This is a genomic window from Streptomyces sp. OR43 (assembly GCF_008042275.1).
GTDB lineage: Bacteria > Actinomycetota > Actinomycetes > Streptomycetales > Streptomycetaceae > Streptomyces.
The window spans coordinates 84,108-100,029 of sequence record NZ_RDBK01000032.1; the positions used below are offsets into that span (position 1 = coordinate 84,108).

The window sequence follows — 15,922 nt, forward strand, 5'->3', positions numbered from 1 at the left end:
ACCCCCGCCCACACACCCTCAGGATCAGGCAGAGCCCACGATCCAGCTTCCCGTTCGGCGTCAGCGGCAACACCGCCAACTCCACGAACACCGAAGGAATCATGAAGGCGGGAAGCCGGCCGCCGGCGTACGCGCGGAGGTCGGCCACGGAAGGGATACCGGCCGTCTGGTCCGCGGGGACGAGGTACGCGGCCAGGCGCCGGTCCTCGACATCGCCGAAAGCGGCCACGACGGCGGTGCGGATCTGCGGATGGGCGGCCAGGACCGCCTCGATCTCACCCGGCTCGATACGGAAGCCACGCACCTTCACCTGACTGTCGGCCCGCCCGACGAAGTCGAGCTGCCCGTCCGCCAGCCAACGGGCACGGTCACCCGACCGGTACATGCGCGTGCCGTCCGCGCCGAAGGGGTCGGCGACGAACCGCTCCGCCGTCAGGCCCGGTCGCGCCCGGTATCCGCGAGCGACCTGCGGTCCCGCGATGTACAACTCACCCGCGACACCCACCGGCACCGGGTTCAGCCGGTCGTCGAGCACGTAGAGACGGGCGTTGGCCACGGGCGCACCGATCGCAGGAGCGCCCGTCACGCCCTCGGGCTCCACCACGCCGGTGGTCACCATGACGGTCGCCTCGGTCGGACCGTACGTGTTCACCAGCCGACGACCGGCCGACCAGACGCGCGCCACCGGCTCCGTCAGGCGCTCCGCACCCAGCAGCAGGGTCTCGACACCGGACACAGCCTCCGGGTCCAGAACGGCGAGCAGAGACGGGACCACACTCGCCGCGCGCACACCCTCGGCCCGCAGCATCGACGTGAGGAGCGCCGCCTCGGCCCGCTCCTCCGACGTCGCCACCACCAGGACACCGCCGGAAGCGAGCGTCACCGCCACGTCCAGGACGGCCGCGTCAAAGCTGAACGACGCGAACTGCAACATCCGCACACCCGGCCCGGCAGCCAGCACAGGAGCCAGCGCGGACACCATGCCCACGATGCTGCCGTGCGCGACCTGCACGCCCTTCGGGCGGCCCGTCGAACCCGACGTGTAGATCACGTACGCCAGCTGATCGGCGGCGCGAACAACCTCAGGCTCTTCCGACGGCAGCCCGCCCAGGACCTCCCGTACAGCCGCATCGTCCAGCCACACACCCTGCCCGACCGGCAGACCCTCGACGAGGGACCGCCGGCCCACCACGACCTGCACCCCCGCGTCCGCGAGCATGAACTCCAGACGATCGGCCGGATACTCCGGGTCCAGCGGCACGTACGCCCCACCGGCCTGCCAGACACCGACCATCGCCACAACCATGTCCACGCCACGCGGCAGACACAGGCCGACGACCGACTCCGCACCCACACCCATCGACCGCAGGTGATACGCCAAACGATTCGCCCGCGCCATCAACCCGCCGTACGTGACCGACTCCCCACCAGCAACCACCGCCACCGCATCCGGGGCCGAGACCGCCCGGTCCGCGAGCAGCTCGTGCACGCCACGCACCGCCGGCAGCTCCACCGCCGACGCGTTCCACCCCTCCACCACCAGCTCACGTTCGCCCGCCGACAGCACCGGCAGCTCGCCGACCCGGCAGTCCGCTTCCCCCACGACCGCCTCCAGCAGCGTGACCAAGTGGCCGGCCAAGCGCTCCACGGTCGTGCCGTCGAACAGCGCGGTGCTGTACTCGATCGTGCCCGTCAGGGTTCCGTCGGCGTCGCTCATCGTCAGTGCCAGGTCGAACTTGACCGGCAGCTCGCTCGCGCCCAGGTCGTCCGCAGCGTCCGGCAGGCCGCCGTGGCCCTCGCCCGCCGCGTCCTCGACGGCGCCGTCCGACTCCCCGGCCACGTAGCTGAAGAGGACCTGGAACAACGGGGTCCGCGACCGGTCCCGCTCCGTCACCAGCTCATCCACCAGCTGCTCGAACGGCACGTCCTGATGCGCGTACGCACCCAGCGCCGTCTCCCGCACCCGACCCACCAGCTCACGGAACGACGGATCACCCGACAGATCCGTCCGCAGCACCAGCGTGTTCACGAAGAACCCGATCAGGCCCTCCGTCTCGGCACGGTTCCGGTTCGCGACCGGCGACCCCACCACCACATCGTCCGCACCCGCATACCGGCCCAGCAGCACGTCGAAAGCTGCCAGCAGCGTCATGAACATCGACGCGCCGCACTCACGCGACAGCTCCCGCAGCGCCTCCGCCGTCCGCGCCGACACGCTGAACCGCCGGACCGCACCCGCAGAGGACCGAACGGCCGGCCGCGCCCGGTCGACGGGCAGCTCCAGCTCGGGCACGTCGGCCAGCGCGGCGCGCCAGTAGGAGAGCTGGGCATCCAGGACATCGCCCGTCAGCCACTCCCGCTGCCACGCCGCGAAGTCCGCGTACTGGACGGTCAGCGGCGGCAGCGGGTTGGGCTCGCCGGCCCGGAAGGCGTCGTACAGGGAGGCGAGTTCGCGTCGCAGGATCTGGCCCGACCACTCGTCGGAGACGACGTGGTGCATGGCCAGCGCGAGGACGTGCTCGTCGGGTCGTACGCGGATCAGCGTGGCGCGGATCAGCGGTCCGTCGGCCAGGTCGAACGGGGTGACGGCGTCCACGAGCATCGCCTCACGGGCCGAGGCGAGCGGGTCGACGTCGCCGGACACGTCCGTCACCACGAGCGGGAACGGCGTCGGCTCGTCGATCACCTGGTGTGGCACGCCGTCCGCACCGGCCACCAGGCGGGTCCGCAGCACCTCGTGCCGGGTCACCACCGCGGTCAACGCCTCACTCAGGGCCGCGACGTCCAGGTCGCCGGCCCAGACGATCGCCTGGGGCACGTTGTACTCGGCGGAGCCCGGCTCCATCTGGTCGAGGAACCACAGGCGCTGCTGCGCGAACGACAGCGCCAGCGGCTCACTCCTGTCGGCCACCGCCATGGGCGGCACGGCGGCCGCCACCTGGTTGCCGGCCTGGTCCACCACCACGGCCAGCTCCCGTACCGTCGGGTGGTCGAACAGCGCGGCCAGCGGGATCTCGGCCGCGAAGACCTCCCTGATGCGGGAGACGACCTGGGTGGCGAGCAGCGAGTGCCCGCCCAGTTCGAAGAAGTCGTCGGCCGCGCCGATCTCGGCCACGCCCAGCACCGCGGCCCAGACCTCGACCAGCAGCTGTTCCGTCACGCTCGCGGGCGCGACGAAGCCGGTCATGCCCTGGCGGACGGCGTCCGGTGCCGGAAGTGCGGCCCGGTCGACCTTGCCGTTCGGCGTGAGCGGCAGCGCGGCCAGCTCGACGAACACCGAGGGAACCATGAACCCGGGCAGCCGCTCCCCCACGAAGGCCCGCAGCTCGGCGACGGCCGGAATCCCCTCCTCCTGGTCCTCCGGCACCACATGCGCCACCAGCCGGCGGTCGCCTTCCACCCCGTCGACCGTCACGACCGCCGTGCGCAGCGCCGCGTGCCCGGCCAGGACCGACTCGATCTCGCCCAGCTCGACGCGGAAGCCGCGGATCTTGACCTGGTCGTCGCCCCGGCCGACGAATTCCAGCCGCCCGTCCGCCAGCCACCGCACCCGATCACCCGAGCGGTACATGCGCGAGCCGTCCGCAGCGAACGGGTCGGCGACGAAGCGCTCACCCGTCAGGTCCGCCCGGCGCCCGTACCCACGCGCCACACCCACACCGGCGATGAACAGCTCGCCCACCACGCCGACCGGCACCGGACGCAGCTGACCGTCGAGAACGTACGCCCGGGTGTTGGCCATCGGCGCACCGATCGGCGGAACGCCCTCCCCCTCCGGGGCGAGGACGGCGATGCTCGCGCAGACCGTCGCCTCCGTCGGACCGTACGCGTTGAGAAGGCGGTACCCGCCACGCCAGCGGGCCGCCGCGGCCTCCTCCAGCCGTTCACCGGCCGTGACAAGGGTCCGCAGGCCGGCGAGGTCGGCGGGCTCGAGGACGGCCAGGAGCGACGGCGGCAGCGTCGCCACCCGCACGTCCTTCTCCCGGACGAGCGCGGCCAGGGCGCGCGGCTCACCGCGCTCCTCCGCCGTCGCCACGACCAACCGGCCACCGGCCGCCAGCGTCACCACGACCTCGGACACGGCCGCGTCGAAACCGAACGGCGCGAACTGCAGAACCCCGTCACCCTCGCCGACCCCGAACGCACGCGCCTGCGCCAACGCAAGGTTCACCACACCCCGATGCGCGACCTGCACACCCTTCGGACGACCCGTCGAACCCGACGTGTAGATCACGTACGCCAACTGCGCTGCCGAGACGTCGACTTCCGGCGCCTCCGCCGGAAGCTCCGCGAGTGCCGCCCGCACCATCGGGTCGTCCACGAGCACCGTCCTCAGGCGCCCCACCGGCAGTTCGTCGACCAGCTCCTCGGTGCCCACGAGCACCGTCGCCCGGCTGTCCCGCAGCATGAAGCCCAGCCGCTCGACCGGGTACTCCGGGTCCAGCGGCAGATACGCCCCGCCCGCCTGCCACACCGCGAGAATCGCCACGACCATGTCGATCCCACGCGGCAGGCACAGCGCCACCACGGACTCCGAGCTCACACCCACCGACCGCAGGTAGTGCGCCAGACGGTTCGTCCGGCTCATCAACTCCGCGTAATCGACGGCATCTTCCTCACACACGATCGCCACCGCGTCCGGCGTCCGCGCCGCGCGCTCGGCGATCAGCTCGTGCACACCGCCCACCAAGGGCAGCGGCTCAGCATGCGCGTTCCACTCGTCCACCAGGACGTCGCGCTCACCGGCGGTGAGCACGGGCAGCTCGCCCACGCGCTGTGCCGCGTCGGCGACCACCGCGTCCAGCACGGACACCAGGTGTCGGGCCATCCGCTCGACCGTCACGGCGTCGAACAGCGCGGTGCTGTACTCGATCACACCCGAGAGCGCGCCGCCGCCGTCCGTCAGCATCAGCCGGAGGTCGTACTTGGCGACGACGTCGCCCGCGACGCTCCCCAGGGCCAGGCCGTCGTCCGGGCCGGCCTCTCCCGCGTCGCGCGGGCGGTCGTGAGACGGGTCGCGCGAGTCACGGCCGCCGCCCTGCGGGGCGTCCTCGGTGAAGTAGTTGAACAGGACCTGGAACAGAGGGCTGCGCGACCGGTCCCGCTCCGTGACGAGCTCGTCGACGAGCTGCTCGAAGGGCAGGTCCTGGTGGGCGTAGGCGTTGAGGGACATCTCCCGTACGCGACCGAGGAGTTCCTCGAACGTCGGGTCCCCGGACAGGTCGGTGCGCATCACCAGCGTGTTGATGAAGAAGCCGATCAGCTTCTCGGTCTCGGCGCGGTTCCGGTTGGCGACCGGCGTACCCACCGCCACGTCGTCCGTGCCCGCGTACCGGGCGAGGAGGACGTCGTAGGCCGCCAGCAGCGTCATGAACATCGTCGTGCCGCTGCGCCGGCTCAGCTCGCGCAGGCCGTCGGCCGTCCGCGCGGGCACGGTGAACCGCACCATGGCACCGGCCGGCGACCACACCGCAGGCCGCGCCCGGTCGGTGGGCAGGTCGAGGGCCGAAACCCGGCCTACCTGACTGCGCCAGTAGGCGAGTTGTCCGTCCAGAACCTCGCCGTCCAACCACTGCCGCTGCCACACCGCGAAGTCCGCGTACTGCACGTCGAGCGGCGGCAGCGGGTTCGGGCGGCCGGAGCGGAACGCCTCGTAGGAGAGCAGGAGTTCGTCGTGGAAGATGCGCTTCGACCACTCGTCGAAGGAGACGTGGTGCATGGAAAGAGCCAGGACGTGCTCGTCGGGAGCCAGCCGGATCAGCAGGGCCCTGATCAGCGGGCCACCCGCCAGGTCGAAGGGCTGCGCCGCGTCCGCTGCCATCAACGCCCATACGGCCGAACCGCGGTCCTCCGCGCCGGACACGTCGGCCACCGGCAGCGGCAGAGGTGCCGCCGCGTCGATCACCTGGTGCGGCACGCCGTCGTCGCCGGCCACGAGTCGCGTGCGCAGCACCTCGTGCCGGGCGACGATCGCGTTCAGGGCGGCGCCGAGCGCGGGCAGGTCCAGCACCCCGCCGAGCCGGATCGGCATGGGCACGTTGTACTCGACCGATCCGGGGTCGAGCTGGTCGAGGAACCACAGGCGCTGCTGCGCGAAGGACAGCGGCAGCCGCTCCGTGCGGTCGGCGACGGTCATCGGCGGCGCCTGGTCGGCCGCGGTCGTCGACTCCGCCTTGCGGTCGACGAGCAGCGCGACGATCTCGTCGCGGCGGGCCTGGAGCTGGGTCCGGAGTTCCTCGGTGAGCACGCCCTTGGGCGCGAAGATCCGCAGCCTTCCGTCGACGACGGTGAAGCGAACGCCGATGTTCTCAAGCTTCTGCAGAAGCCCCGCAGGGGAGATGGACATTCAGAAAACCCCGTTCTCGTCGGACTCTGCACCCTGCGCGTAGCTGTCCAGGCTCTGGACGACTTCGTCTTCCGGCATGTGGTCGATCTCGTACCAGATGAGCTCTTCGACCACGGCGGCCAAGCCCCGCACGGTGGGGTGGTCGAAGAGGGCTGACAGTGGGATCTCGAGCTCGAAGGCTTCCCGGATGCGCGAGGTCACCTGGGTGGCGAGCAGCGAGTGCCCGCCCAGCTCGAAGAAGTTGTCCGTGGCGCCGACCCGGTCCACCCCGAGCACCTCGATCCAGAGCCGGGCCAGTGCCTCCTCCGCGTCACCCGACGGAGCCACGAACTCCTCGAGGTCCGGTCGCTCCCCGTCCGGCTCCGGCAGGGCCGTACGGTCGAGCTTCCCGTTGGGGCTCAGCGGCAGGGCCGCGAGCTCCACGAAGGTCGGCGGGATCATGAAGGCCGGCAGCCACCTGGCCGCGTACTCCCGCAGCTCGCCGACCGGCGGGATGCCGGCGGTCTGGTCCGCGGGGACGAGGTAGGCGACGAGGCGCCGGTCCTCGACGTCGCCGAAGGCGGCGACGACCGCGGAGTGGATCTCGGGGTGGCCGGTCAGGACCGCCTCGATCTCGCCCGGCTCGATACGGAAGCCACGTACCTTCACCTGGCTGTCGGCCCGGCCGACGAAGTCGAGCTGCCCGTCCGGCAGCCAGCGGGCCCGGTCACCCGAGCGGTACATGCGCGTGCCGTCGGCCGCGAAGGGGTCGGCGACGAACCGTTCGCCGGTCAGTCCGGGTCGCCCGCGGTAGCCGCGAGCGACCTGCGGACCGGCGATGAACACCTCGCCGGGCACACCGACCGGCACGGGCCTCATCGACCCATCCAGAACGTACAGCCGGGCGTTGGCGACCGGGGCGCCGATCGCCGGCATCCGCGGGAGATCCGGGGCGACGGCACCGGCGGTCACCATGACGGTCGACTCGGTCGGGCCGTACGTGTTCACGAGGCGGCGACCGGACGACCAGGCGCGGGCGACCGGCTCGGTGAGGCGCTCCGCGCCGAGCAGCAGGGTCCGGACCCCGGACACGTCCTCCGGGTCGAGGACGCCCAGCAGGGACGGGACGACACTCGCCGCGCGCACGCCGTCGGCGCGCAGCATCGACGTGAGCCGGGCCGCCTCGGCCCGCTCGTCGGACGTGGCGACGACGAGGACACCGCCGGAAACGAGCGTCACCGCCACGTCCAGGACGGCCGCGTCGAAGCTGAACGACGCGAACTGCAGCATGCGCACATCCGGGCCCGCTTCGAGGACCGGCGCCAGCGCGGACACCATGCCGACGACGCTGCCGTGCGCGACCTGGACGCCCTTCGGGCGCCCGGTCGACCCCGACGTGTAGATCACGTACGCCAGCTGGTCCGCGGCCGAAACCACCTCCGGCGCTTCCGACGGCAGCCCGACCAGGGCCTCCCGTACGGCCGGATCGTCCAGCCACACACCCCGCTCGACCGGCAGGCCCTCCACGAGCGAACGCTCGCCCACCATGACCTGCACACCGGCGTCCGCGAGCATGAACTCCAGCCGGTCGGCCGGGTATTCGGGGTCCAGCGGCAGGTAGGCACCCCCGGCCTGCCACACGCCGACCATGGCCGCCACCATGTCCACGCCACGCGGCAGGCACAGACCGACCACCGACTCCGCACCCACACCCATCGACCGCAGGTGACGCGCCAGACGATTCGCCCGCACCATCAGCCCGCCGTACGTCACCGACTCCGCGCCGGCCACGACGGCCACCGCATCCGGGGTCGCCACCGCCCGCTCCGCGATCAGCTCGTGCACCCCACGCACCGCAGGCAGCTCCACCGACGCCGCGTTCCAGCCCTCCACCACCAGGTCGCGCTCACCCGCCGAAAGCACCGGCAGCTCACCCACCCGCTGCTTGGCGTCCGCGGCGACGGCCTCGAGTAACGCGACCAGGTGGCCGGCCATCCGTTCCACGGTCGCGGCGTCGAACAGCGCGGTGCTGTACTCGATCTGCCCCGCCAGGGCGCCGGCGTGGTCCGCCAGCGCGACGGCCAGGTCGAAGTTGACGGAGGTCGCCGCCAGGACGTCGACCGGCGACGCATCGGCCTCGTACGCGTCGCGCCGGTCCTGGCCGTCGTTGCGACCGTCGTGACGACCGGCGTTGTTCCCGGCGTTGTGACCGGCGTTCGTCTCGGGCGTGTAGTTGAAGAACACCTGGAAGAGGGGGGTCCTGGACCGGTCCCGCTCCGTGACCAGCTCGTCCACCAGCTGCTCGAACGGCAGGTCCTGGTGCGCGTACGCGGCCAGGGCCGTCTTCCGTACCCGGCCGAGGAGTTCGGTGAAGGTCGGGTCGCCGGACAGGTCGGTGCGCATGACCAGCGTGTTCACGAAGAACCCGATCAAGTCCTCCGTCTCGGCACGGTTCCGGTTGGCGACCGGGGTGCCGACCACGACGTCGGCCGACCCCGTGTACCAGCCGAGGAGCACGTCGAACGCGGCGAGCAGCGTCATGGACATCGTCACGCCGCTCTTGCGGGACAGCGCCCGCAAGGCGTCCGCGGCCGGTGCGGGGACGGAGAAGTCGACGGCCGCTCCGTCGGTGGACCGTACCGGCGGGCGCATCCTGTCCGTCGGCAGTTCCAGCGCCGGCAGGTCGGCCAGCTGGTCGCGCCAGTACGCCGTGTGGGTGTCCACCACGTCGCCGGTCAGCCACTGCCGTTGCCACACCGCGAAGTCCGCGTACTGCACGGCCAGAGGCGGCAGCGGGTCCGGCTCGCCGGCCCGGAACGCCTCGTACAGGGCGGCGAGTTCCTCGCGAAGGATGCGTACCGACCACTCGTCGAAGGCCACGTGGTGCACGGCCAGGGCCAGGACGTGCTCGTCTGCGGACGTCCGGATCAGGGTGGCCCGGACCAGCGGTCCCCGGGCCAGGTCAAACGGTGCCATCACCTCCGCGTGCACCAGTTTCCGGGCGGCCGCGGCCGGGTCGTCGTGACCCGAGACGTCGGTGCGCGGGAGGACGAAGGGGGCCGGCTCGTCGATCACCTGGTGCGCGACGCCGTTCGCGCCCGGGACCAGCCTGGTCCGCAGGATCTCGTGCCGCTTCACCACCGCGCCCAGTGCCGCGGTCAGTGCCTCGACGTCGAGGTCGCCGGGCCAGCGCACCAGCAGGGGCACGTGGTACTCGGTGGATCCGGGATCCAGCTGGTCCAGGAACCACAGGCGCTGCTGCGCGAAGGAGAGCGGGAGTTCGTGGTCGCGGCCCGTCACCGTGATGGGCGGTGCGCTGACCGCTTCGTCCGAGCTGACGACGACATCGGACAGTGCGCGGACCGTCGGGTGGTCGAACAGTGCGGACAGGGGGACCTCGGTCGCGAACACGGACCGGATGCGGGAGACCACCTGGGTGGCGAGCAAGGAATGTCCGCCGAGTTCGAAGAAGTTGTCGTGGACCCCGACCCGGTCGACACCCAGGACCTGCGCCCAGACCCCGGCGAGGAGTTCCTCGGTCGCGTTCGCCGGCGCGACGAACCCTTCCAGCTCGGGCCGCACGCCCTCCGGAAGCGGCAGCGCGTCGCGGTCGACCTTGCCGTTCGGCGTGAGGGGCAGCGCGGCCAGTTCAACGAACGCCGAGGGAACCATGAAGCCCGGCAGACTCCGCGCCACGAACTCCCGCAGCACACCCACCGACGGGACACCCGACGCCGCGTCGACCGGCACCACGTACGCCACCAGCCGGCGATCCGCGCTCTCCCCGAAGGTCGAAACGACCGCGGTGCGGATCTGCGGGTGGGCGGTCAGGACGGCCTCGATCTCACCCGGCTCGATACGGAACCCACGAACCTTGACCTGCTCATCCGCCCGGCCCAGGAACTCCAGTCGGCCATCGGCCTGCCACCGCACCCGGTCACCCGACCGATACATCCGCGACCCGTCGCCCACAAATGGATCGGCAACAAACCGCTCCGCCGTCAGACCAGGACGCCCCCCATAACCCCGAGCGACCTGCGGACCCGCGATGAACAATTCGCCCACCACACCGACGGGCACCGGATTCATCAATCCGTCCAGCACATAAAGCCGCGTATTCGGGAGCGGGCCGCCGATAGGCACAGGGCCCTCACCCATGCCGGCAGCGGGAGTCAGCACGCCGTACGTCGAGTCGACCGACGCTTCTGTCACGCCGTACGCCGACAACAACCGCACGCCGTCACCGAGCGCACCCCGAGCCCGCGCGACCGAGCCCCACCGCCACACGTCCGTCGTCACCACGACCAGACGCAGACCACCCAGACCCAGCCCCGCCGCCGAACCGCCACCCTCGACAAACCCGACCAGCTCGTCCACATACCGCGGCGCGCACTCCAGCGCGTTCACGCCGGCACCGGCCAGGACGCCCACCCACTCGTCCCTCCCCGACCAGAACCTCGACCCCGCTGTCCGCCAACATGAATTCCAGCCGCTCCACCGGATACTCAGGATCCAGCGGCACATACGCACCACCCGCCAGCCACACAGCGAGAACCGCCACCACCGAATCCACGCCCCGCGACACGCACAGCCCCACCACCGACTCCGCACCCACACCCACCGACCGCAGATGACCCGCCAGACGACTCGCCCGAGCCATCAGCCCGCCATACGTCAGCGACTCCTCACCCGCCACCACCGCCACCGCGTCCGGAGACACCACCGCATGCCGGACGATCAGCTCGTGCACACCGCCCACGACCGGCAACCCGACCGACGACGACGCGTTCCATCCCTCCACCACCAGTTCACGCTCACCCGCCGACAGAACCGACAGCTCACCCACCCGCGCGCCCGTGTCGGCGACGATCGACTCCAGGACGCGCGCGATGTGACCGGCCATCCGGTCGATCGTGTCGGCGTCGACCTGGGAGCGGTCGTAGGACAGCTTGATCTGCAGCTCACGGCCGGAGCTCGCGGTCACGCTCAGCGGGTAGTTGGCCTGCTCGCGCCCGTAGTTCATCCCGGCGCGCAGGCCGCTCGCGGCCGCGTTCCGCTCTTCCTCCTCGAGGTCCTGGACCGGGAAGTTCTCGAAGACGAAGAGACTGTTGAACAGGGGCTTTCCTGCAGGCAGTTCGCTGCAGGCCGCGATCGTCACCAGCGAGGTGTGCTCGTACTGCCGGGCCCGCACCTGCTCGTCCTGCAGACGGGTCAGCCAGGTGGTGACCAGCTCGTCGCGGTCGACGCGGATCCGGACGGGTGTGGTGTTGAGCAGCATGCCGACCATCGACTCCATGCCGTCGAGCTGACCGTCGCGGCCCGACGTGGTGACGCCGAACATGACGTCGTCGCCGCCGGAGTACAGGGACATGACGGCGGCCCAGGCGGCCTGAACGACGGTGTTCGGCGTGAGTCGGTGGCGGCGCGCGAACTCGGTCAGTCCGGTGCCGGCCACCTCCGCGGACAGCGGTACGAGGGCCTCGCCGGGGCCCTCGTCGCCGGTGGCGTGCTCGATGCCCAGGGAGGTCGCCTCGGTGATGCCGGCGAGCCGCTCGCGCCAGTACGCGCGGGCGGCGTCGAGGTCCTGGCGGGACACCCAGCCCACGAAGTCCCGGAAGGGCCTGCGGGCCGGGAGCCGCGGCTCGCTACCCGCGCGGAACGCCTGATAGGCGTCCATGAGCTCGGCCACCACGATGGGCGCGCTCCAGCCGTCGAGGAGCATGTGGTGGTAGCTCCACACCAGCTGGTGGCGATCCGCGGCCAGGGCGATGACGACGATGCGCACCAGCGTCGGGGCGGCGAAGTCGGCGCCGCTCTCCCAGTCGGAGGTGAGGTGGGCGTCGACCGCCTCCCGGCGGCCGGCCTCGTCCAGGTGGGACACGTCGATGAACCGGAGCGGCAGCGGGACCGACCGCGACACCACGGCGAGCGGCGTCGCGACGCCCTCGCGTACGACGGTGGTGCGCAGCACCTCGTGCCGGGTGAACATGAGCTCCCACGCCCGGCGCAGGGCGTCCTGGTCGAGCTCGCCCTCCAGAAGCATGCCGTCCTGCACCCAGTACATGCCGGGCTCGTCGGCCAGCTCGGTGTGGAAGAGCATGCCCTGCTGCAGGGCGGTCAGCGGGTAGATGTTCTCGATCGCCCGACCTCGTCGGCCTGCCGCCGCGTCGAATGCCGTCATCACGCACCTCCGGAATCGGCGATCTCACCGGTGTGGTCGGGTGAGTCGAAGCGCTGTCGTATGAGGTCGAGCAGCTCCTGGTCGACCTCGGCCAGGGGGAAGTCGGACGGCGTGTATCCGCCGGCCTCGGGGCGGCAGCAGTACTCGATGAGGTCCTCGAGGACCTTGAGGTAGCGCTGCGCGAGGCGGAGCACCGTCGCACGGTCGTGCACCTGATCGCTGTACATCCAGACCAGCTCGAGGCGGCCCAGCGCGATCTGGCTGTTGATCTCGATGAGGTGGGTGCGGAGACCCTGCGCCGGCTGCGGGTCGCCGAGCGCCCGGCCGGTCGGTACGAACCGTCCGCCGGAGCCGTCGGCCCGGCCGACCGCCTGGCTCGTCTGGCCGAGGTAGTTGAAGGCGAGTTCCGCGCCCGGCCCCGGGGTCCAGTCGGTCATGTGGCGTAGGAGGCCGTAGCTCTGGCCCTTGCGCGGGATCTGCCGCAGGTACTCCTTCGTACGACGGAGTCCGTCCCCGAGGGATCCGCCGGAAGTTCCGCCGAGGACGACGGGGTACACGCTGGTGAACCAGCCGACGGTCCGCGAGATGTCGATGTCGGTTCCGACGTCCTCGCGGCCGTGGCCCTCCAGGTCCACGACCATCGAGGGGGCCTGGCACCATTCCGTGAGCACAGTGCCCAGCACGCTCAGGAGCACGTCGTTGATCTGCGTCCCGTACGCGCTCGGCACCTCGCGCAGCAGGCGCTCGGTCTGCTCGGGATCGAGCGTGACCGACAGCTCCCGGACGGACGCGAGGGTGTTGGCGCCCTCGCGGTCGCGTGGCATCGTGCCGCCCGCCGCCTCCGCCTGCCTCCAGTACGGGGCTTCCGCGGCGAGTTCGCTGGACGCCGCCAGCTCCGTGAGCCGCTGTGTCCAGCTCAGGTACGAGGTCGTCTTCGCCGGCAGCTTCACCGGGAGCCCGCGCTCGATCCGGCCATAGGCGGATGCCAGGTCGTCGAGGATCACGGCCAGGGACACGGCGTCCACGACCAGGTGGTGGGCCACGAGGAACAGCAGCTGTCCGCGGTCGCCCCGGTCGAACAGCACGAGGCGCAGGAGCGGTCCGTCCGCCAGGTCGAGGCCGGCCTGCGCCTCGTTGCCGCGGGCGTTCAGGAGGGCCCACTCCTCGTCGTCGTCCAGGCCGGAGCTGCGAATGACCCGGACGCAGTCGGCCGGCTCGGCGGCCGTCATCCGGCCGACCCAGGTGCCGCCCTCCTCGCCGTCCCTGACGGTCTCCCGGACGAACCGCGACCTCAGCGCATCATGCTGTTCGAGCACGGCCGCTGTCGCGGTGCGCATCAGGTCGGGGTCCACCGGCCGGGTGACGTCGAGGAGCATCGACTGGTTGAAGTGATCCGGCCGGTCCAGACCCTGCTCGAAGAACCAGCGCTGGATCGGGGACAGCGCGAAGTCACCGATCACCAGGCCCTGTTCGGCTTGAGCCGCGCTCTGCGCCTCGGCCACCGAGGCGAGGCCGGCCACCGTCTGGTGGTCGAAGAGCTGGGCGACGGTGACATGGACGCCGTGCTCCCGCGCCCGGGCCACGACCTGGATGCTGATGATCGAGTCGCCGCCGAGTTCGAAGAAGTTGTCGTGAACCCCGACCCGGTCGACACCGAGAACCTGCGCCCAGACCCCGGCGAGGAGTTCCTCGGTCGCGTTCGCCGGCGCGACGAACCCTTCCAGCTCGGGCCGCACACCGTCCGGAACGGGTAGCGCGTCGCGGTCGACCTTGCCGTTCGGCGTGAGGGGCAGCGCGGCCAGTTCGACGAACACGGAAGGAACCATGAACCCGGGGAGAGTCCGGCCCACGAACTCCCGCAGTTCGCCCACCGGCGGAATGCCCGCAGCCGGGTCGGCCGGCACCGCGTAGGCCACCAGTCGACGGTCCGAGCCGTCACCGAAGGTCGTCACGACGGCGGTCCGGATCTCGGGGTGGGCGGTCAGGACCGCCTCGATCTCACCCGGCTCGATCCGGAAGCCGCGGACCTTGACCTGCTGGTCCCCGCGCCCCAGGAATTCCAGCCGGCCGTCGGCCAGCCACCGCACGCGGTCGCCCGACCGGTACATGCGGCTGCCGTCGACGGCGAACGGGTCCGCGATGAACCGCTCCGCCGTCAAGCCGGGCCGACCTCCGTAGCCCCGAGCGACCTGCGGACCCGCGATGAACAATTCGCCGACCACACCGACCGGTACCGGGTTCAGGAATCCGTCCAGCACATAAAGCCGCGTATTCGGCAGCGGCCCACCAATAGGCACAGGGCCCTCACCCATGCCGGCAGCGGGAGTCAGCACGCCGTACGTCGAGTCGACAGACGCCTCGGTCACGCCGTACGCCGACAACAACCGCACGCCGTCACCGAGCGCACCCCGAGCCCGCGCGACCGAGCCCCACCGCCACACGTCCGTCGTCACCACGACCAGACGCAGACCACCCAGACCCAGCCCCGCCGCCGAACCGCCACCCTCGACAAACCCGACCAGCTCGTCCACATACCGCGGCGCGCACTCCAGCGCGTTCACGCCGGCACCGGCCAGGACGCCCACCCACTCGTCCACGTCGACCTGGAGGCCGACCCGACCCAGCACGAGTACGCCACCCGAACACAGCGACCGCACCACATCGCCGGTGAACACGTCGAAACTGGCGCTCGCGACCGACAGCCACCTCAACGGCTCCCCACCGAAATGAGCCACCTCCCAACCCGCGAACAACGCCACCAYYGAYCCGTGAGAAACCAACGTCCCCTTAGGCCGCCCCGTCGAACCCGACGTGTAGATCACACTCGCCAACTGACCGGGAACAACCTTCACCGCAGGGGAACCCACGGGGCATTCCCCTGCCACATCCTCAAGCCACACCACCGAATTCACCACCGCGCTCAGATCGAGGCCCCTGACGACCCCTCGCTCCCCGACCAGAACCTCGACCCCGCTGTCCGCCAACATGAATTCCAGCCGCTCCACCGGATACTCAGGATCCAGCGGCACATACGCACCACCCGCCAGCCACACAGCGAGAACCGCCACCACCGAATCCACGCCCCGCGACACGCACAGCCCCACCACCGACTCCGCACCCACACCCACCGACCGCAGATGTCCCGCCAGGACCTCGACGCCGCCCGCGCGTACTGGCGCGAGCGGCTCGCCGGCATCACCGAGGCGACCTCCCTGGGCATCGAGCACGCCACCGGCGACGAGGGCCCCGGCGAGGCCCTCGTACCGCTGTCCGCGGAGGTGGCCGGCACCGGACTGACCGAGTTCGCGCGCCGCCACCGACACTCACTCCGAACACCGTCGTTCAGGCCGCCTGGGCCGCCGTCCTGTCCCTGTACTCCGGCGGCGACGACGTCATGTTCGGCGTCACCACGTCGG

Annotated in this window: 3 protein-coding genes and 2 pseudogenes; 1 reads left to right on the forward strand and 4 read right to left on the reverse strand. The window is 71.2% G+C overall.

Annotated elements, in window-relative coordinates:
• The 4 genes and pseudogenes from EAO72_RS41985 to EAO72_RS16210 form a co-directional block, all read right to left on the reverse strand.
• On the reverse strand, nucleotides 1-6,346 hold a 6,346-nt coding region (locus EAO72_RS41985), incomplete at its 3' end, for a non-ribosomal peptide synthetase (RefSeq protein WP_187285074.1).
• A pseudogene (locus EAO72_RS43080) lies at nucleotides 6,347-10,705 on the reverse strand (amino acid adenylation domain-containing protein); the annotation flags it as partial.
• Between the two features lie 76 nt (nucleotides 10,706-10,781).
• Nucleotides 10,782-12,506: pseudogene (locus tag EAO72_RS16205) on the reverse strand (condensation domain-containing protein); the annotation flags it as partial.
• A complete protein-coding gene (locus EAO72_RS16210; RefSeq protein ID WP_315986307.1) occupies nucleotides 12,506-15,733 on the reverse strand; it encodes an amino acid adenylation domain-containing protein in 3,228 nt (1,075 codons plus the stop codon). The pseudogene EAO72_RS16205 and the gene EAO72_RS16210, both read right to left, overlap by 1 nt.
• On the opposite strand from EAO72_RS16210, the gene EAO72_RS43085 reads away from it, so the two are divergent.
• On the forward strand, nucleotides 15,644-15,922 hold a 279-nt coding region (locus tag EAO72_RS43085), incomplete at its 3' end, for a hypothetical protein (protein WP_261991513.1). The two genes, EAO72_RS16210 and EAO72_RS43085, sit on opposite strands and share 90 nt — an antisense overlap.